The sequence below is a fragment of the Paenibacillus sp. MAHUQ-45 genome, from assembly GCF_058133325.1.
On the sequence record NZ_JBYUPV010000006.1, the window covers coordinates 31,231 to 48,947 of the forward strand.

General features: G+C 46.6%; 16 protein-coding genes. 13 read left to right on the forward strand and 3 right to left on the reverse strand.

The annotated features are described in order from the left end of the window. Positions 1-9: 9 nt before the first annotated feature. The 9 genes from AC3Y23_RS14600 (at position 10) to AC3Y23_RS14640 (ending at position 9,939) form a co-directional block, all read left to right on the forward strand. Positions 10-687: a PspA/IM30 family protein gene (locus AC3Y23_RS14600; protein WP_379200067.1), complete on the forward strand. Its 678-nt coding sequence runs from the start codon at positions 10-12 to the stop codon at positions 685-687. A 4-nt stretch (positions 688-691) separates the two neighbouring features. Next, positions 692-1,195, forward strand: coding sequence for a PspC domain-containing protein (locus tag AC3Y23_RS14605; protein ID WP_379200069.1), 504 nt, complete (start codon positions 692-694; stop codon positions 1,193-1,195). A 2-nt stretch (positions 1,196-1,197) separates the two neighbouring features. Then, entirely contained in the window at positions 1,198-1,899 is a 702-nt protein-coding gene (locus AC3Y23_RS14610; protein ID WP_379200071.1) for a PspA/IM30 family protein, read from the forward strand. A gap of 825 nt (positions 1,900-2,724) precedes the next feature. Then, positions 2,725-3,372: a cell wall-active antibiotics response protein LiaF gene (gene liaF / locus AC3Y23_RS14615; protein WP_379200073.1), complete on the forward strand. Its 648-nt coding sequence runs from the start codon at positions 2,725-2,727 to the stop codon at positions 3,370-3,372. Positions 3,373-3,416: 44 nt separating this feature from the next. Further along, the gene (locus AC3Y23_RS14620) at positions 3,417-4,430 is read left to right on the forward strand and encodes a sensor histidine kinase (RefSeq protein ID WP_379200588.1); all 1,014 of its coding nucleotides are present in this window, start codon (positions 3,417-3,419) and stop codon (positions 4,428-4,430) included. Between the two features lie 24 nt (positions 4,431-4,454). Beyond that, positions 4,455-5,102: a response regulator gene (locus tag AC3Y23_RS14625; RefSeq protein ID WP_175369894.1), complete on the forward strand. Its 648-nt coding sequence runs from the start codon at positions 4,455-4,457 to the stop codon at positions 5,100-5,102. 209 nt (positions 5,103-5,311) lie between these two features. Further along, positions 5,312-6,160, forward strand: coding sequence for a YwmB family TATA-box binding protein (locus AC3Y23_RS14630; RefSeq protein WP_379200075.1), 849 nt, complete (start codon positions 5,312-5,314; stop codon positions 6,158-6,160). 204 nt (positions 6,161-6,364) lie between these two features. Further along, positions 6,365-7,915: a glucose-6-phosphate dehydrogenase gene (zwf, locus tag AC3Y23_RS14635; protein ID WP_379200077.1), complete on the forward strand. Its 1,551-nt coding sequence runs from the start codon at positions 6,365-6,367 to the stop codon at positions 7,913-7,915. 440 nt (positions 7,916-8,355) lie between these two features. After that, positions 8,356-9,939, forward strand: coding sequence for a peptide chain release factor 3 (locus tag AC3Y23_RS14640; RefSeq protein WP_379200079.1), 1,584 nt, complete (start codon positions 8,356-8,358; stop codon positions 9,937-9,939). A gap of 119 nt (positions 9,940-10,058) precedes the next feature. Here the strand turns inward: AC3Y23_RS14640 and sspI are convergent, their stop codons facing one another. Continuing rightward, entirely contained in the window at positions 10,059-10,298 is a 240-nt protein-coding gene (gene sspI / locus AC3Y23_RS14645) for a small acid-soluble spore protein SspI (RefSeq protein WP_379200591.1), read from the reverse strand. A gap of 95 nt (positions 10,299-10,393) precedes the next feature. Between sspI and AC3Y23_RS14650 the strand changes: the two genes are divergently transcribed. The 4 genes from AC3Y23_RS14650 (at position 10,394) to AC3Y23_RS14665 (ending at position 14,992) form a co-directional block, all read left to right on the forward strand. Further along, positions 10,394-11,092, forward strand: coding sequence for a potassium channel family protein (locus AC3Y23_RS14650; protein WP_379200593.1), 699 nt, complete (start codon positions 10,394-10,396; stop codon positions 11,090-11,092). A 553-nt stretch (positions 11,093-11,645) separates the two neighbouring features. Further along, the gene (locus AC3Y23_RS14655; RefSeq protein ID WP_379200081.1) at positions 11,646-12,431 is read left to right on the forward strand and encodes a TrmH family RNA methyltransferase; all 786 of its coding nucleotides are present in this window, start codon (positions 11,646-11,648) and stop codon (positions 12,429-12,431) included. 1,123 nt (positions 12,432-13,554) lie between these two features. Continuing rightward, positions 13,555-14,244 (forward strand): hypothetical protein, encoded by a 690-nt coding sequence (locus tag AC3Y23_RS14660; RefSeq protein WP_379200083.1) that lies wholly within the window; start codon positions 13,555-13,557, stop codon positions 14,242-14,244. Positions 14,245-14,692: 448 nt separating this feature from the next. After that, positions 14,693-14,992, forward strand: a complete 300-nt coding sequence (locus AC3Y23_RS14665) for an iron-sulfur cluster assembly accessory protein (RefSeq protein ID WP_379200085.1) — start codon at positions 14,693-14,695, stop codon at positions 14,990-14,992. Positions 14,993-15,305: 313 nt separating this feature from the next. Here the strand turns inward: AC3Y23_RS14665 and AC3Y23_RS14670 are convergent, their stop codons facing one another. Beyond that, on the reverse strand, positions 15,306-16,463 hold the full coding sequence (locus tag AC3Y23_RS14670; protein WP_379200087.1) for an MFS transporter: 1,158 nt from the start codon (positions 16,461-16,463) through the stop codon (positions 15,306-15,308). A 165-nt stretch (positions 16,464-16,628) separates the two neighbouring features. Further along, positions 16,629-17,675: an LLM class flavin-dependent oxidoreductase gene (locus tag AC3Y23_RS14675; protein ID WP_379200089.1), complete on the reverse strand. Its 1,047-nt coding sequence runs from the start codon at positions 17,673-17,675 to the stop codon at positions 16,629-16,631. Positions 17,676-17,717 lie beyond the last annotated feature (42 nt).

The following is a 17,717-nucleotide window of genomic DNA, read 5'->3' on the forward strand; positions in this document are numbered from 1 at the left end:
CAGGAAATCATGAGTGTTTTTCGCCGCATGAGGGATATCACTGTAGCTAACTTAAATGAACGTCTGGAGCAAAGTCAGGATCCCGTGAAGCTGATTGATCAATTTCTACATTCAACTCGGGAGGAAATCAGCGAAGCGGAAAGGCTTTACCAGCAATATGCCTCGCACACGAAGCAACTGCAGAATCAGGTAAATCAGGCAACTGCCATGAGAGACAAACGTGAGGAGCAAGCACTTCTGGCACTCAAAGCCGGTGAGGACCATCTCGCCAAGCTCGCTTTGCAGGAGAAGATCATTCACGAAGAAAAGCTGGAGCAATACACTGGTCTGCTAGAGCAGAGTCGTGAATCACTGTATGAATTGGAATCACAACTCAATGAATTGAAGCTGGAATACCAGACCGTATATAGCAAACGTCAATATTACTCCGCACGGATGGAGTCGCTGCGTTTGCAGCAACGGATGAATCAAAGAGCCAGTGCTTATGGCAATGGTGGAGATGTTCCCAAGATGTTCGGACGGCTAGATGACCGGTTGAACGATTGGGAATTGGAAGCCAAAAGCCTGCGCGATCTTCGGCGCATGGGTCAGGAATATGCAGTGCAAGCTGGTGAGACGGTAGCCACTGTACTCGAAAGAGAAATGGCCCGCTTAAAGGAGAAGCTGAACAATAGCGGAAAGGAGTAGTACTATGACCCGATTGTATCGTTCAACAAGAGACAGAGTCGTAACCGGGCTAGCCGGCGGTGTGGCGGAAACCATAGGTATTGACTCCACATTATTCCGAATTCTGCTGCTGATCAGCATTCCGTTCACAGGCGGAACGGTCATTCCGGTATACATCATCGCCGCACTGATTATTCCGAAAGAGCAGCATTATAATCCATTTGGCCCCGGACCTGGAGCTCCAGGTGGTTCATATGGTGGGTATCAACACGGTCCACACGGACATGGTAGCAACGGCGGATACGGTGGTCATGGAGGCCACGCTGGCAATGGCGGGAACGGTGGATACGGCCACGACCCTTACGGAAGTCAGTCGAATCACAACCCTAATTTTGGGAAAAGCCAAGCATATTCTGCTCCAGACTCCGGTCTGGATGCCATGATGAAAGATATTGAGAAGAAAGCCCTGCAAAAAGAAGTGGAAGAGCTTAAACAAAAACTGTCTAAATACGAGAAGGGAGAAGTGTAATCATGGGAGTATTTAAAAGAATCAAGGATATGACTAAAGCGTCGGTAAACGACTTGTTGGATAAGGTAGAGGACCCGATTGTAATGCTCAATCAGTATCTGCGCGATATGGAGGCTGAGATTCACGAAGCGGAAGTAACCGTTGCGAAGCAAATGGCCAATGAGCGCCGCATGAAGCAACGTGTAGAGGAAGCCGCTAAAATGTCCGCACAACGCGGAGCCCAAGCAGAACTGGCGCTGAAGAACGGCCAAGAAGAAGTGGCTCGCAAGCTGTTGGAAGAAAAAATCTACTTCGATCAAAAAGAAGCCGAGTACAGCCAGCTTCACGCTCAAGCCGAAGTTCAAGCTAAAGACCTGGTACAGCAACTGCATGACATGAAGGATGAGTTCTACAAGCTGCGTAACAAACGCAATGAACTGGTATCCCGTGCTCAAATGGCCAAAGCCAAGAAGCAAATGTCGCAAATCAGCAGTGTGCATTCCATCGAGAGCGGTAGCGCATCCCTTGGATTCCATCGTATGGAAGAGAAGATCATGCAGCTCGAAGCGGAAGCAGATGTCCTGCGTGCGCCATACACCCCTTCTGCAGCCTACAATCCGGTTGATGCTGAGAAGCAACTGAAGGTTGAAGAACAACTCGCTGCACTTAAAAACAAGCTGAATGGCCCATCCTCGGCGCCTTCGCTCAGCAAAAAAGAAGATTAAAGCCTGTTCCCCAAATATAGGCGGATATGATATGCTGAACTAGGAAAAGCCATACGGTATGGAGTCCCCATACCGGTATGGCTTTTGTAGCGGTTATCCTCTTAAAGAAATTGGGTTGCTGGCAGCAGGCGTGCACGTTTAAATTTCCGGATTTTCTGCTGTAAATTTCTTTAAGATAATGAAGTGCACTATATTTGGTACGATGTTTGGTGCTGAGTATGGTACTGCGATTGGCATTGTGTTTGGCGCTGAGTTTCGCACTGCGATTAGCATTGTGATTGGTATTGTGATTGGTACTGCGATTGGTACTGAGTTTGGCACTGAGTTCGCCATTGTATATTGGATCGTATACTTGGATTCTATTTGGCATCCTATTTGGAATTAGTGGCATTTTTGTACCTTATATTCCTCGTTTTTGGGGGAATTAAGCAAATAAGAGCATTATTGCACCTTATTTTTGCGAAAATGCGCTGTAGGGCATAAATCGGAAGAATTAACGTACAAAATTGCCCTTAATCTAAGCTGATCCTCAGTTACAGCCAAATTAAGGTACAAAAATGCCTTTATTTATATTTTGAAGATGCTTTGAAGAATCTTTTTACTCATTAGTTTTGATTCGCAAAACTTAAAGCCGATAAACAAGTCATGAAGAGGAATTTTGGAACTGAAGGAGCGCGAGCAAACGCCTCCCTCAATGCCTACGAAGTGAGTTTTGCTTCGCAAAACTTAAAGCCTATGCTTACGAAGTGAGTTTTGCTTCGCAAAACTTAAGGCCTATGCTTACGAAGCAAGTTTTGCTTCGCAAAACTTTTAGGAGGTGCAAAAATGGATAAGCGGAGCCGTTTGATTGCCATCGGACTCATCGGCGTTGGCAGCATAATGATATTTGGCAGATGGATTGGCTTTTTCTCCATTGTCGCCCTCCTGTTCCTGCTGCTGGGTATTTACCGCACGACGACAGGCAAAGTGAAGCAAGGCTACACCTTGCTTGGTATCGGCGCGGTCATGCTGCTGCTGGATCATCTGGTGCTGGTGCTCGGCATATGCCTGATCTCGCTGGTCATCTTTTTCAGGAAATCCAAGCAGTTGCAGCATCAGTCAAGGTTTATGCAGAAGCAAAACTTTTCTTCCAGATTTGAATGGGATCGTGTGCCTTGGGTGATGCAGAGCCTCAGCGCCTGGCATGTGCTGGGAGAGGCGGATATAGACCTTTCTCTTGCTATGGCAGATGATCGGGAGACGATCATGTTGTTTCACGGGATTTTTGGCGATATGGATATCCATCTGTCAGACGGATATGGGGTGGAGATTGAGGCCTTTGTACTGTTCGGATCGATCGACTTTGGCCATCAGCGGGATACAGGCATGCTCAACCGGCTAAACTGGAAATCGCCCAACTATGAGACCTGCGAACATAAAGTGAAATTTAACGTATCCTATTTAATAGGGGATTTGGATATCAGATTATCCTGAACAGAAGAAAGGAGGGCCCCCGAGTGGGAAAGAAGAATACGAATATGATTTCGCGCAGCATGGGTGAGGGGGCTCTTTTCTCCTTTGTCATGCTGCTCGTTATTCTGTATATCATGTATACATATGGCTATTTGAAACCGTTTGAGAACTGGACGGTTGGGGTGCGGACGGCGATTACGCTGGTGCTGCTTCCTGTAGGGTTCGGTATGGGCTTTGGGTTCTATCAAGGTTTTCGCGTGAAGCGTAAGCTCGAACGGCTGCGGGAGACTCTGGTCCTGTGGGAAAAAGGCAACCTGACGCTATCCATGCCGCAGCTTGGCGACGATGAACTGGGCAGGCTCGGCGAACAGCTTAGCCGGATCAGCGTCAAATGGGAAAACCAGGTGAACACCCTCCAGCGGCTGTCCACCAACAATGCGCAGCTTGCCGAGCAGGCGCGTGTCTCGGCGATCATCGAGGAGCGGCAGCGGCTTGCGCGTGAGCTGCATGATGCGGTTTCGCAGCAGCTTTTTGCCATCTCTATGACGGCTACTGCGGTGGGACGGACGCTGGAGAAGGATTTTGACAAAGCTCAACGCCAGATTGCGTTGATCGAAGAGATGTCAGCGGTGGCCCAATCGGAAATGCGGGCATTGCTGCTGCACTTAAGGCCTGTCTATCTGGAGGGCAAGGGACTGGAGCAGGGTCTGCGGGAGCTGGTTCGGGAGCTGCAAGAGAAAATGCCCATTGAGATTGTGTTCGAGATGGACCCTGATGTTCATTTGATGAAGGGGATCGAGAACCATTTGTTCCGCATTGTGCAGGAGGCTATTTCCAACACGCTGCGGCATGCCAAGGCTTCCAAGATGGAGATCAGGTTGCATCGTCGCGGAGATACTGTGCGGTTAACGCTGCGAGATGATGGTGTAGGCTTTGAGTTGGATGAGAACAAGCAGACCTCTTATGGTCTGTCGAACATGCAGGAGCGTATTATTGAGACCGGAGGCTCCATTCAGTTCATCACCGCACCGGGCAAAGGAACACGTATTGAGATTACTGTACCGGTAGTCAATGAATAGGAGGGAAGGGTAGCAATGGAGGAAATGGAGACATCTATCAAGGTGCTGCTAGTCGATGATCATGAGATGGTCCGGATCGGACTGGCTGCGGTCCTGGGTACTGAAGACGGTATCGAAGTAGTAGGGGAAGCAGGGAGTGGGGAGGAAGGCATCCGCCTTGCCCATGAATACAATCCCGATGTAGTGTTGATGGATCTTGTCATGGACGGTATGGACGGTATTGAAACGACGAGGCAGTTGATGAAGACATTTCCCGACTGCAAAGTCATTGTGCTCACCAGCTATTTGGATGATGAAAAAATGTACCCGGTGATCGAAGCCGGAGCTTTCAGCTATCTGCTCAAAACTTCACGGGCGACTGAAGTCGCGGATGCGATTCGCGCTGCGGCTCGGGGACAATCTGTACTGGAATCCCAGGTGGCTTCCAAGATGATGAATCGCTTCCGCAACGATGCAAAGGTAGAAGCACCGGCGTATAAAGAACTGACAGAACGTGAGATGGAAGTGCTGCGCCTGCTGGCTCAGGGTAAATCCAATCAGGATATCGCCGACCAGCTTATTATTGGGATCAAAACTGTGAAATTCCATGTGACGAATATTCTCGCCAAGCTGGATGTGGAGGACCGCACCCAGGCGGCCATTTATGCATATAAAAACGGACTTGCGGAGTAATCCGCAGGTTTTTTTATTGCAGGTGAATCAATATCAAAAATCCATAAGTGAGCGTCTAATCATCGATAACAAGTTATACATGGTATCGGTATATATTGTTCCTATTCGGATTGAAATCAGAATTATGAAATTGATTCAGGTTTAAAATCTCTCATCCCTGGTCATCCTGTTTAGTAGATTGCTAGACCGGATGGAGAGGGAGATGGACGATGAAGAATGGGAACAAGGGAGCAGGGAAAGCAACGCTGCTGGTACTGTGTTTGAGTCTTGCGGTGATCCTCGTGGCTGGATTTATTAATGAGGCGGAGGCTGAATCCATCAAGGAAGTGGCCACAGCACATACTGTTGCCACAGGCGCTGATGTGACAAACAGTGATGGGGTTAGCGGCCTACAAGACTCCCTTTCTTTATTGGAATCGGTCGGCCAGCGGGCTACGCAACCTGGCACCCCCCTGCGCCTTGTTCTGAAATGGCAGGGTGAGTACAGTGGGAGGGATGCCGTAAGTCCAGCAGGTCCTGTCAGTGCTGCGGAGCTAGCCAAAGGCCTTGGACTAGGCACACCTACAGCTGTTCAAGAGCATGGCCATCTGACCTACCGTGCTACGTCCTCTCTGACAGAGAATGCCTTAATTTCGCTCTTCTGGAGTGAGCTGGGCGAAGGCCATAGCTATGTGATAGCCACTTTGGAGACAGCAGATTTGACTAAAGCAGGGGATTGGCAGAGTCAAGCTCTACAGATGGGCAAGCTCATGCTGGACAATGGTATTGATGCCGAATGGAATGCCTCCCTGCAAGGAACGGCCAAAGAGCAAGGGCAACCTAAAGAGGCTTTACTAGTGACGGAAAAGAACCTTGCTGCTCAAGTTCCTGGGCTGGCTGAAGCGGAGAGTTATGAAGACGATGCCACCTACAGCCGTTCTTATACGGTGCCAGGGCTGGAACGCTTTGTTGTTAGTGGCAATCACAAGCTGGCAATGCAGGCGGCTGTCCATAGAGATGATATCAATAATGAGAACAGAATAACCATCGGTTTTCCTTTGATTACGATTGAATATTGAAGAAAACATCATATAAGTTGAAATATAGTCCATAATAAGAAAAGGTGATCGCTTTTGTCGATATCCCGAGGGTAATTGTCAGGAATGTGATAGCATCCTTTTTCGGAATATGATAAAATGGCATCACGCCGTTAAAGTGTTAATGCATGTATCCGGCGTTGAGAATGATTGTCAACTAAATTACATACAGAGAGATGAGGAGCCATGGCTGAAAATCAAACCCTTGATGCACTGCACACACCCGGTGCTGTATTTTTTATCTTTGGGGCTACCGGAGACTTAGCCCGGCGTAAGCTGTTCCCGGCTATTTACAGCTTGTACCGTGAAGGCAAACTGGCACATGATTTTGCGGTAATCGGCGTGGCGCGTCGTCCGCGTACTCAAGATGAATTCAGAGAAGACGTGAAGGAATCCATCCGTGAATTCTGCCGTTATCAGGCAGAAGATGAGAGCGAGTGGAACGGCTTCGTCCAGCATTTTGAATACAAATCTCTGGACATCAATAATATTGACGGTTTCCGCGAGCTGAGTGCCCAGACAGAAGTGCTGGAAGGTAAGTTCGAAATTCCGGGCAACCGTATTTTCTATCTTGCGCTAGCACCTGAGCTATTTGGCAGTGTGTCCAACAACTTGAAAGCCGGCGGCATGCTGGATAGCAGAGGCTGGAATCGCCTTGTCATCGAGAAGCCATTCGGTTATGATCTGGAATCCGCAGAGCAACTGAACGAGCAGATTCGTCAGGTCTTCAAGGAAGAAGAAATCTACCGGATCGACCATTATCTCGGTAAGGAAATGGTGCAGAACATTGAGGTGATCCGTTTTGCAAATGCCTTTTTCGAACCGCTTTGGAATAACAAGCATATTGCCAATATTCAGATAACACTCGGCGAAACTGTGGGTGTCGAAGAGCGCGGCGGATATTACGATCATGCCGGAGCTCTGCGGGATATGGGGCAGAATCACATATTGCAACTGCTGACCATGATTGCCATGGAACCACCTAGCCGCTTGCTGGCTGAGGATATCCGTGACGAGAAGGTCAAGGTACTCCGTTCACTCCGTCCTTACGCTAGCTCTGAAGAGGTACGTGAGAACGTTGTGCGTGGTCAGTACACAGAAGGCTCGCATAAAGGTCAGTCCCTGCCAGCTTACCGGCAGGAAGACAAGGTAGATCCGGAGTCCAATACGGAGACGTATTTCGCCGCCCGCGTATTTGTAGACAACTTCCGCTGGGCCGGAGTTCCGTTCTATATCCGTACAGGCAAACGTCTGCCGGTGAAGACAACGGAAGTGGTTGTGGAATTCAAGGGCATGCCGACCAACGTCTACTTAGGTCAAAAGCATAAACTGGAACCGAACCTGCTCGTAATCCGTGTAAACCCGATGGAAGGCATCTATGTGAAGATCAATGCCAAGAAACCGGGCTCGGAATCGGAAATTCAGCCACTGGCTATGGATTTCTGCCAAAGCTGTATGGTGGGTATCAACTCGCCGGAAGCTTATGAGCGTCTGCTGCATGATGCAGCTCGTGGTGATTCCACTTACTTCACGCGTTGGGATGAAGTATCGTCGGCATGGTCGTTCGTGGACCGTATCGCCAAGGCGTGGAAGGAAGGGGCTAGCGATCTGGCCTCCTACCCTGCAGGCTCATGGGGCCCTGTCGAAGCGGATCAACTGCTGGCACAGGAAGGCTTCCACTGGTGGCCGGTGAACGGCCAGGAAGAAGATAATGTAGTATGGCGGCTGAATAACTAAACAATGAAGCCGTACATGTTGTGTATAAATCTCCCTGCGGAAGATCGCGGGGAGATTTTTTTGAAAAAATAAGAATGTGATGCTTAACACTATAAATCATCCCTATATTTCTCGCTGAAACAGATACCGTCCCTTAGCGGACGGCAAAGCCGTTTCTACTTGGATAACAGGATTATTGTCTTGGTGCAAGAGATCAAACGTATATTTTTACAAGAAACGGGTACTTGTCCTTGTTCTAAGGCTAAAGTAGCCGTTTCTTTTTACAAAGCGGGCTTTTATGTAGATAATCTCTGCCCGATTTTGTTATACTTTAAAGGATGCTTGCATTTCATTAATTCTCCAAGTGAAGGGAAATGTAAAATGATCAAATTACCGATTTGATGCGGACCTGGCGCCATTGAAAACGCACCATGAATTTTATATATGAAGGGATATGTGTAATGAGTAAAGAGAATGAGATCCTGCAGAAGGAAGTGGATAAGCGCAGAACGTTTGCGATTATTTCCCACCCGGATGCCGGTAAAACAACTTTGACGGAGAAGCTGCTGTTGTTCGGTGGCGCGATCCGGCTGGCAGGAACGGTTAAAGCCCGCAAGGCCAGCAAACATGCAACAAGTGACTGGATGGAAATTGAGAAGCAGCGGGGGATTTCCGTTACTTCCTCGGTTATGCAATTTGATTATAATGATCATCGGGTGAACATTCTGGATACCCCGGGTCACCAGGACTTCAGTGAGGACACCTACCGTACCCTGACGGCAGCAGATAGCGCGGTCATGTTGATCGACGTAGCGAAGGGTGTCGAGGCTCAGACGATCAAGCTGTTCCAGGTCTGCGCCAAACGGGGCATTCCGATCTTCACCTTCATCAATAAGCTGGACCGTGAAGGCCGTAGTCCGTTTGACCTTATGGAAGAGCTGGAGCAAGTGCTGGGTATTCGTTCTGTGCCGATGAACTGGCCGATCGGTTCTGGACGCGAGCTGTGCGGAGTATATGACCGGATGAAGAACCAGGTGGAATTGTTCCAAGGGGATGACCACTCAGTGATTAAGGTACAGAAGGTTGAAGGGTACCATGATCCGATTATTCGTGAGATGGCTGGAGAATATCTGCATGATCAGTTGTGCCAGGACCTGGAGCTGCTGGACGTAGCGGGTGACGCTTTTGATTATGAGAAAGTGCTGCGGGGAGAGCTTACACCTGTATTCTTCGGCAGTGCGATCAACAATTTCGGGGTACAGACCTTCCTGGATAACTTCCTTGAGCTGGCACCAAAGCCGGAACCGCGCCGTAGTACTGCGGGTACCGTGGAGCCGACAAATGAGAAGTTTACAGGTTATGTATTCAAAATTCAAGCCAATATGAACCCGGCTCACCGTGACCGGATTGCCTTCCTGCGTATTGTGTCTGGCAAGTTCCAGCGCGGCATGAGTGTAAAGCATGTCCGTGCCGGTAAGGATATCAAGCTGGCTCAGCCGCAGCAATTTTTGGCACAGGATCGTGATATTGTGGAAGAAGCGTATCCGGGCGATATCATTGGTTTGTTCGATCCAGGGATTTTCCGAATCGGGGATTCGCTGAGCCAAGCTGGTGATATTGAATTTGATGAGCTGCCAACGTTCTCGCCGGAGATTTTTGCCAAGGTAAGTATTAAGAATGCCCTTAAATCGAAGCAGTTCCAGAAGGGTGTCGACCAATTGACCGAAGAGGGCATGATCCAAGTGTTCCGTACGGTTAGCTTTGACGATATCATCTTGGGCGTAGTTGGACAACTGCAGTTCGAGGTATTCGATTACCGCATGAAGGGTGAGTATGGCGTGGACGTACAGCTGCAGCGGATGACGTATCAGTTCGCTCGCTGGATCGTTGACGAGAATGAGCCTGACCCAAGTAAATTCCGGATCAACTCGACGCTGGTCAAAGACAAGAAGGGCAACTTTGTGGTGCTGTTCGAGAACGAGTACGCGATGCGTACAGCTATGGAGAAGAATCCGACGGCGAAGTTCTTGGAGACCGCTCCTTAACTTTTAGTAAGAAACTGTAGTTCCCATAATCATTTGTTCGGATATTGATGAAAAACCTCCGCGCTCAGGCTGGCTAGCATCCTGATGTTGCGGAGGTTTTTGGCTGATGGCACTCCAGATCAGGAAGTGGTCAGAGATCCGGGAGTCATCGACTTGAGATTTTCGTGCAGCAGGTCGATAACCTTATCTTGCTTGGCAGCGTCGAGGTGCTTCCAAGTGATCTCGAACATCACACCGAGGCCGGGAAGCGCAGCTTCAGGACCGTCGATAGAGCCCTCGATCATATGACGAAGATCGGCTTCGGATTGCCCGTGCACTTTATGAATAACCGCCTGCCGCAAATCAAGTGTAATTGGCATCATACAACCTCCTTAATAATTGAGCAAAGGGTTACAGGATATAATGTACCCTGCCTTGGGGCTGAAAATTCAAGTTTTTAAGGCCTTATGCTATACTGTGGGGAGATGCAGACAGCAACGGGAGGTGCATGGATATGCCCAAAAAACAATATGCCATCATCGGCATGGGGCGTTTCGGCTCAAGTGTAGCCAAGGCGCTTAGCGGCATGGGGTTTGATGTGCTGGCAATTGATGCGGACGAGCAGCGGACACAGGAAATATCGAGTATCGTGACCCACGCGGTAACCGCGGATTCCACTGATGAAGAAGCGCTGCGGGCGCTGGGCATTCGTAATTTTGATGTGGTTGTGGTAGCGATCGGGGAGGATATCCAGTCCAGCATTTTGACCACGCTGATCCTGAAGGATCTGGGGGTTCCGGCGATTCTGGTCAAAGCGAAAAGCGAGTTGCACGGTAAGGTGCTGGGCAAAATAGGAGCGGACAAGGTTATTTATCCAGAGCGGGATATGGGGATGCGTGTGGCGCATCATCTGGCTTCCCCGAACATTCTGGATTATATTGAGCTGTCGCCGGATTACAGCATTCTCGATATGAAGGTCTCCGGGCCGATGCTGGGCAAAAACCTGCTGGAACTCGACATTCGGGCAAAATATGGCTGTAACGTCATGGCGATTCGCAAGGGTGAGGAGATGAATATTTCGCCTCGGGCCGAAGATCGCTTGGCTGAAGGCGATATTCTGGTTATCGTTGGCCGGAAGGATAATTTGGCGAAGCTGGAGATGGCTTATTTGTAGGGGGACTGGGGCTGTGGGGGCTTTAGAACCAAAACGTCCCCTTGGTTTTACTGGGATTTCATCTATCCAAGATGAAAAATGGGCCGAAAAGCTCAACTTCACTCTATAGGGCATTGGAATAACGGGAATTTCTCCTGTTATTTTCATTAAATCCGCTTCTTTTCTAAAAATAACTGGAAAAACTCCTGTTAATCACCTTAGTCTGCCCAATTAAGTGATGGAAGAGGTGGATCAACAGGATAAATTCCTGTTATTTATGACCAAAGCTTTGAAAGGGAAAAATTAACGGGATAAATTCCAGTTATTTATGTTCAAAGCCCTAAAAGGGAAGAATTAATGGGATATTTCCCCGTTATCAAAGCCCTTGGGGTAATGGGGAAACGGAATTGTTTGCCTTAAAAGTCTGATTCGAACTTCTAAGTTCTCTTATAATCGAGAAATCAGGTTTTAACAGTGAACATAAGAACCCTCCGAGCTCTTTGAGCCCGTAGCAATCCAATTAAGCGGCCATTACTAAATTTGGTTGTTGATTCGAAAATGAAAGGAAGACCTTATGGAAATCATGTCTCCGCAAAATACGCGGGTAAAAGAATGGGCCGGGCTGCAGGAGAAAAAGCACCGTGACAAGGCCCATAAATATATCGTCGAGGGTGTACACCTCGTACAGGAAGCGCTGCTGGCGGAAGCCGATGTGGAGATTCTGGCTTATGACCTCGACAAGGGGATGCCAGCCGAGCTGAAGGATCACCTTCAGGCTGTGCAAGGCATGGAAGTGATCGGTGTATCGGCTGCGGTCATTGCCAAATGCAGCAGCACTAATACACCGCAGCCAGTGTTCGCCATCGTGCGGAAGGAAGGGCACGGGGCGGAAGCTATCCTGTCTGTGCAGGATAGCTTCGTGGTAGTACTTGACGGGGTGCAGGACCCTGGCAACGTCGGCACGATTATCCGCAGCGCCGATGCCGCCGGCGCGGATGGGGTGATACTGGGTCAGGGCTGCGCCGACCTGTACAATCCGAAGACCATCCGGTCCACGATGGGCTCGCTGTTCCATCTCCCTATTATAGAGGGAGATCTCGGCGAGATCCTGCCGCAAGCGCGTGAGCGCGGGGCATTACTGGTGAGCACTTCGCTGCAAGGCGAAGAATCGTGCTACAGCCACGATTTTCGCGGCAACCAGTGGCTGCTGATTGGCAGCGAAGGCCGCGGCATTTCGCCACAGACCGCAGAGCTCGTGGACAAGAGTATCATCATCCCGATGGCTGGCCGGGCGGAATCGCTGAATGCAGCGATGGCGACCACGATCCTGCTGTTTGAAGGGATGCGGCAGCGGGGTTAATTAAACAATAAATTTTGTCTACGTGTGAGTAACGAGTATAACTGAGACATTTTTCATGATATGTTTGAGACTGAATTTAGAGCTGGTAGTAGCGACGTTGCTACTACCGGCTTTTTAATTATTAAGGAGTGCAAACTTTAATAAAGTTGGGTCTTCAATATTTTAAAAGTATAAATATGATATTTCGGCTATTTATAGGGGCCTTTATCAGCTGTAATTAAATAATAATTCCTGTACATTTTCAAAAAAACTGACCAGGAATAAAAATTAGTGTCCAAAATACCCAAATACTGGATAAGATCGATTTTTTCCTCGATCCATTTTCCAGTCTTTTTGTCGTTGCGGTAGAAAATAATGCAGTGATCTCTCAGTCTTTTCTCGAATCATTACTCAAGCAGAAACCCAGGCGGATCAAGGCTTTTGAAGCAATGGAAGAGGTTTTCTCAAGCTTTTACTCAGGCACTTCTCAGGCTATTACCCAGGTGTTTTAGATGCCGATCCTTGCTTTCCTCAGGCATTTCTCTACCAAATCAAGGACACTAATTTTTATTCGTTTTCGTTCACAGTTGAACCAGTTTCTTACCGGTTTTTGGCCCCTGTAACCTGATCTGAAGGGACAATAATTTTTATCTCGAAAATGTAGGAAAAGCCTTGTGGGGCAAGGGATTAAGCCTGTTGTGTGAGGGGAACATTTGGGACAGGAATTTTTATTTTTTTACATCAACTCGTTTTTTAAAAAATGAATTTCTTGTTTCCGATCTGAAGAATCATTGAAATGCTTTTCGATATTGAAAAGTTTCCTTTCGTATATGTCCTGATATGTTTGAACCCTATATAATTTCACGATATTTTAACAGGTAGTGATTCGTTTCTTTAATAATAATTAGTACTTAATCTCTTTTTGCAAATATATGGGTTAGTTTATTGAACAGAATTTTATTTTGAGTTAGATGATTAAGCAGTCTGTATATAAAAAAACATTTGCATATAAATAGATTAATACCCCTGAGGTTTGGATAAGACTACTTAAACAAATTAGAGGAATCTTGATAAAATCTTTATAATTTAATAATTATTACATGGTATAATATACCTATAATAAGTTATAAATGGGGGAACATCTATGGGGTTCTTGAAAGGACTAGGTTCATTAGCTGGACAAGTAGTAGGCGGGGTTATTGGTGGCTCTATAGAAATAGTAGGAGAAGTTACTAATAGTAATTTCATTAAAGAGGTTGGTAAGGGAGTGCATCAAACGACCGCAAGAACTGGTGAACGACTTGGAAGTTTAGCAAGTGGAACTTATGATGTAGTTGCTGGAACCATTACTGGTGATAAATCTCAATCAAATAAGGGGCTTGAAGAAGTTTTTGATACGGTTGGGAATACAGCCAAGGACATCGGTAATGGGATAGTTCATGTGGCTGGGAAAGGAATGGGTACTGTTGAAGCAATAATTGGTGGGGATAAAGATAAAGCTATTGAACTTGGTAAGGATCTGGCAAAAATCTCCGCGATCGGAGTACTATCAATTGGGATAATTGATCTGGTTGAAGGATTGGATGGTGTAGATGCTGATTTAATAGCCTCAGATAGTATAGATGTAGATGGGTTAGCTGATGCAACAAGTATCGATATTGCAGATTCTGATTATACCACTATTGAAAATCCTGAAATGCATCACGTCACTCCACATTGGAGAACTCTTCCTGATGGTAGAGAGATATTTATTGACGGTGATGGCGATACCAGTATTAATACAGGTACTGGATGGAATCAGCATAACCCAGATTACAGAATAACGAAAGCTTAATCTTGAAATAATTCAACCCACAGTTAATCCGTATGTAAGTCCTTGATTACTTCCTAAGCTCAGATTGAGACTTCAAATTAAATCTTAATTCTTGTGATTTGAAACAGCGTCCAACAATTTTAGTCTAAATCTTTAGTTTCTTTGAGCAAACATCTAAAGGGCATTTAAATAACGACTTATGCCAATAGTTATTACAGATTATGTAAAAATAACGCTACAAGATCGCCTTAATAGGCGTTTTTTAGTGCCAAAGTGAAATATAACTCACATCCACGACCCTAAAAAACTATCCTCAACTCATCAAAGACTGGAAAATGGCGGCTTTTCAACCGTTCATGTTCCAGTCTTTTTCTTTGCTCCTCGGGAACACTAAATTATATATAGCACCTTAAGTTATGTTATAATGAACTTCTTACTGTAAATTAAGACGAATAGAGGTCGATTGAAGATGAAGTGTAAAATTAACCGTAATGCAGCTAAAGTTCTAAAAGATATGCTAAACAGTCCAGAAGCTGAAGGAAAGATGATTCGTGTAATTATTACTCAGAATCATGGCAATCACGGCCACTATGATGTAGCACTTGATACACCAACTGAACATGATGAAATTATCGAAACAGATAAGGATATTAAGATATTGTTGGATACACGCGAACCGCTTTTGGATGGGGTTTGGATTCAATATTTTTATGTGCCACAGGAGGGCTTCTTCATCACGAATCCTTCTACGGGATTTCTTGAAAAATAAGCATTGAAGTTTATAGAGTATTTCAGCAAGCCGAGCAGATTTCAGGTGTTTCCTCCTGATGTCACTCGGCTTTTCAATTTTAATCCGACTGCTTGTTGCCAAGACTCATCCGTCTTTTTTTCGCTAGGGTCCAGCTGGAATTTGACTAATCAATATCCACGATGGGGAGGGGAGTTAGTCCTCATATATTGAACATAAAAAGAATCGCCCCTGATGAAATGCTTGGGGAAGCTCCATTTCACCAAAAGGGCGATTAGAAATAAGAATTGTGCAGAGGGGGCTACACAAATCTTATTTATTTTATTATTCAAAATTAATTCGCAGACTGTTTTCGCATAGCAAGCGATATTATTGCCGGGAGGATTGCAATGGCGACACCAATTGCGCCAACTACGCCGACCGCTTGCAGTGAGAATTTTTCCACAACCAGACCACCAATGACAGCTCCCACAGCCATTCCAAGTTGTACGATGGAGGTGTTCAAGCTCAGAAGGATTCCCGATGCTTTGGGCGCCATGCCAATCAGATACACTTGTTGAGCGGGAAAGGTAGACCAGGCGAAAAATGACCATAACATCAGCAAAGGAAAGACAGCAGCCGTAATATGAGCGAATGCAGTCATAAGGAGCAGAATACCAGCGTGGAACAGCAGGCTTCCAATCAAAGTACGTGGAATCCCCCATTTATCTGCGCCGTATCCTCCAACCTGGGAGCCAAGCAGACTTGCTATACCGAAAGCAAACAGCCCGATACTCACCAGGTTATCGCTCATTCCAGTAATGCTGAGCAGAAATGGTGTGATGAACGTGTAAATGATAGTGTATCCCATGATCCAGAAGAAACTGATCGATAAGGTTAATGAAAGCCGCGGATTTTTCAACAAGGCGAGTTGTTCTCTAAGCGGTACAGCTGCTTCACCTTTGGACCTTGGAATAGTGAATGAAATGATCAGCATCGCGATCAAGCTGAGTACACCAATTCCGAGGAAAATCATTTTCCAATCGTAGGTGCTGGCAATAACTCTTCCCAGAGGAACGCCCAAAATAAGCGAAAGGTTAAATCCAAGCAGAACAGTAGCAATGGCGCTGCCTTGTTTGCCTGGTTGGGCCATTTGAGCAGATACCGTTAGCGCAACCACCATAAAGACACCGGTGCCTAATGCTAAGACGACTCGTGCTACAACCAGCATCGTATAGCCGGTGGTTAAGATTGTGATCAGATTTCCTATAAAGAATAGGACCAAAGCAGCCAACATGAGTTTTCTCCGGTCTATTTTTGAGGTGATCGCAATGAGAATAGGCGTACCAATCGCGTAAGCAATCGAGTAAACCGTAATGAGTTGACCAGCAGTAGACAGTGTTACGCCTACATCGCTAGAGACCCGATCCAGTATCCCGGATATTACAAATTCTGAAGTCCCCACTAAAAAACTTACAATAGCTAATATATAGATTTTCCACGTGTTATGCATTATTTTGCCCCTTTCGATTTTACATTTCTAGAAATATAGAATTGTTAGCTGGAAAAATAGATGAATTTTCTTTCGCATCGTATATTTTTAATCTTTTTAATACCGGAAGTCCAAACATTCCACCGTAGTGACGACCAAGCCTTACGCTCGGATCTGAAGTTCATCTTATTTAGCCAATTCCTTGCGTACAATGGGTGCTACTTTTGTGCCGAAAAGTTCAATCGTTTTTAACAGATCACTATGAGGCAGAGTGCTAAAGTCAACATACATAAGGAAACGGGTCAAGCCCAGTTGTTGTACTGCACGCACGATTTTTTCGGCTACGTATTCTGGATCTCCAACATAGAGAGCACCACGGGGGCTTAACGCATCCTCATACGTACTTCGTGAATAAGCTGGCCAGCCGCGTTCTTTACCAATTTGATTCATTTGATCTGCCATGATGGGGAAATACTTGTCCTTAGCTGTTTCAAATGAATTTGCAATAAAACCATGCGAATGACAGGCGATTTGCATATCATAGAGATTGTGCCCTGCTTGCTCAGCGGCTTGACGATATAACTGTACTAATGGAGCGAAACGCTCCGGCATACCGCCAATAATGGAAAAGATGACAGGAAGACCAAGCTGACCGGCACGAATGGCCGACTCCGGACTACCGCCAGTGGCAATCCACACAGGAAGCGCGGGCTGTTGCGCACGTGGATATACGCCCATATTGTTTAGTGAAGCACGGTGTTTGCCTGTCCATGTTACTTTCTCTGCAGATCGAATATTAAGTAAAAGATCCAGCTTCTCTTCGTATAATTCTTCATAATTGTTCAGGTTATATCCGAAGAGGGGAAAGGATTCGACGAAAGAACCACGTCCAGCCATAATCTCAGCTCGCCCATTAGTTAAGTTATCCAGTGTGGCGAAGTCCTGATAGACACGAACTGGATCGGCCGAAGACAGTACCGTTACGGCGCTAGATAGCCGAATATGCTTAGTGGTGGAAGCAGTAGCAGCCAAGATGACCGCTGGCGATGAGCTTGTGTAGTCGAGACGATGATGCTCACCGATGGCATAGACATCAAGACCAACTTGATCAGCCAATTGAATCTCTTCAATGGCTTGTCGTAGCCGTTCTGCTGGCAAAACACCTCCCGCTTCAGGTCTGGTGTGAAGAAAGGTTGTTATTCCAAGTTCTATGCTTGTTGAGTGTTTTTCCATTTTTCCTGTCTCCTTTTATATTCTATATTTCTAGAATAATAG

What these genes read in the sequence shown, in the direction of transcription:
- AC3Y23_RS14630 (WP_379200075.1), top strand. Translation starts at nt 5,312, where the DNA reads ATGAAGAATGGGAACAAGGGAGCAGGGAAAGCAACGCTGCTGGTACTG.
- sspI (WP_379200591.1), bottom strand. Translation starts at nt 10,298, where the DNA reads ATGCCAATTACACTTGATTTGCGGCAGGCGGTTATTCATAAAGTGCAC.
- AC3Y23_RS14660 (WP_379200083.1), top strand. Translation starts at nt 13,555, where the DNA reads ATGGGGTTCTTGAAAGGACTAGGTTCATTAGCTGGACAAGTAGTAGGC.
- AC3Y23_RS14675 (WP_379200089.1), bottom strand. Translation starts at nt 17,675, where the DNA reads ATGGAAAAACACTCAACAAGCATAGAACTTGGAATAACAACCTTTCTT.
- AC3Y23_RS14665 (WP_379200085.1), top strand. Translation starts at nt 14,693, where the DNA reads ATGAAGTGTAAAATTAACCGTAATGCAGCTAAAGTTCTAAAAGATATG.
- AC3Y23_RS14620 (WP_379200588.1), top strand. Translation starts at nt 3,417, where the DNA reads ATGATTTCGCGCAGCATGGGTGAGGGGGCTCTTTTCTCCTTTGTCATG.
- liaF (WP_379200073.1), top strand. Translation starts at nt 2,725, where the DNA reads ATGGATAAGCGGAGCCGTTTGATTGCCATCGGACTCATCGGCGTTGGC.
- AC3Y23_RS14625 (WP_175369894.1), top strand. Translation starts at nt 4,455, where the DNA reads ATGGAGACATCTATCAAGGTGCTGCTAGTCGATGATCATGAGATGGTC.
- AC3Y23_RS14670 (WP_379200087.1), bottom strand. Translation starts at nt 16,463, where the DNA reads ATGCATAACACGTGGAAAATCTATATATTAGCTATTGTAAGTTTTTTA.
- zwf (WP_379200077.1), top strand. Translation starts at nt 6,365, where the DNA reads ATGGCTGAAAATCAAACCCTTGATGCACTGCACACACCCGGTGCTGTA.
- AC3Y23_RS14640 (WP_379200079.1), top strand. Translation starts at nt 8,356, where the DNA reads ATGAGTAAAGAGAATGAGATCCTGCAGAAGGAAGTGGATAAGCGCAGA.
- AC3Y23_RS14610 (WP_379200071.1), top strand. Translation starts at nt 1,198, where the DNA reads ATGGGAGTATTTAAAAGAATCAAGGATATGACTAAAGCGTCGGTAAAC.
- AC3Y23_RS14605 (WP_379200069.1), top strand. Translation starts at nt 692, where the DNA reads ATGACCCGATTGTATCGTTCAACAAGAGACAGAGTCGTAACCGGGCTA.
- AC3Y23_RS14655 (WP_379200081.1), top strand. Translation starts at nt 11,646, where the DNA reads ATGGAAATCATGTCTCCGCAAAATACGCGGGTAAAAGAATGGGCCGGG.
- AC3Y23_RS14600 (WP_379200067.1), top strand. Translation starts at nt 10, where the DNA reads ATGAGTGTTTTTCGCCGCATGAGGGATATCACTGTAGCTAACTTAAAT.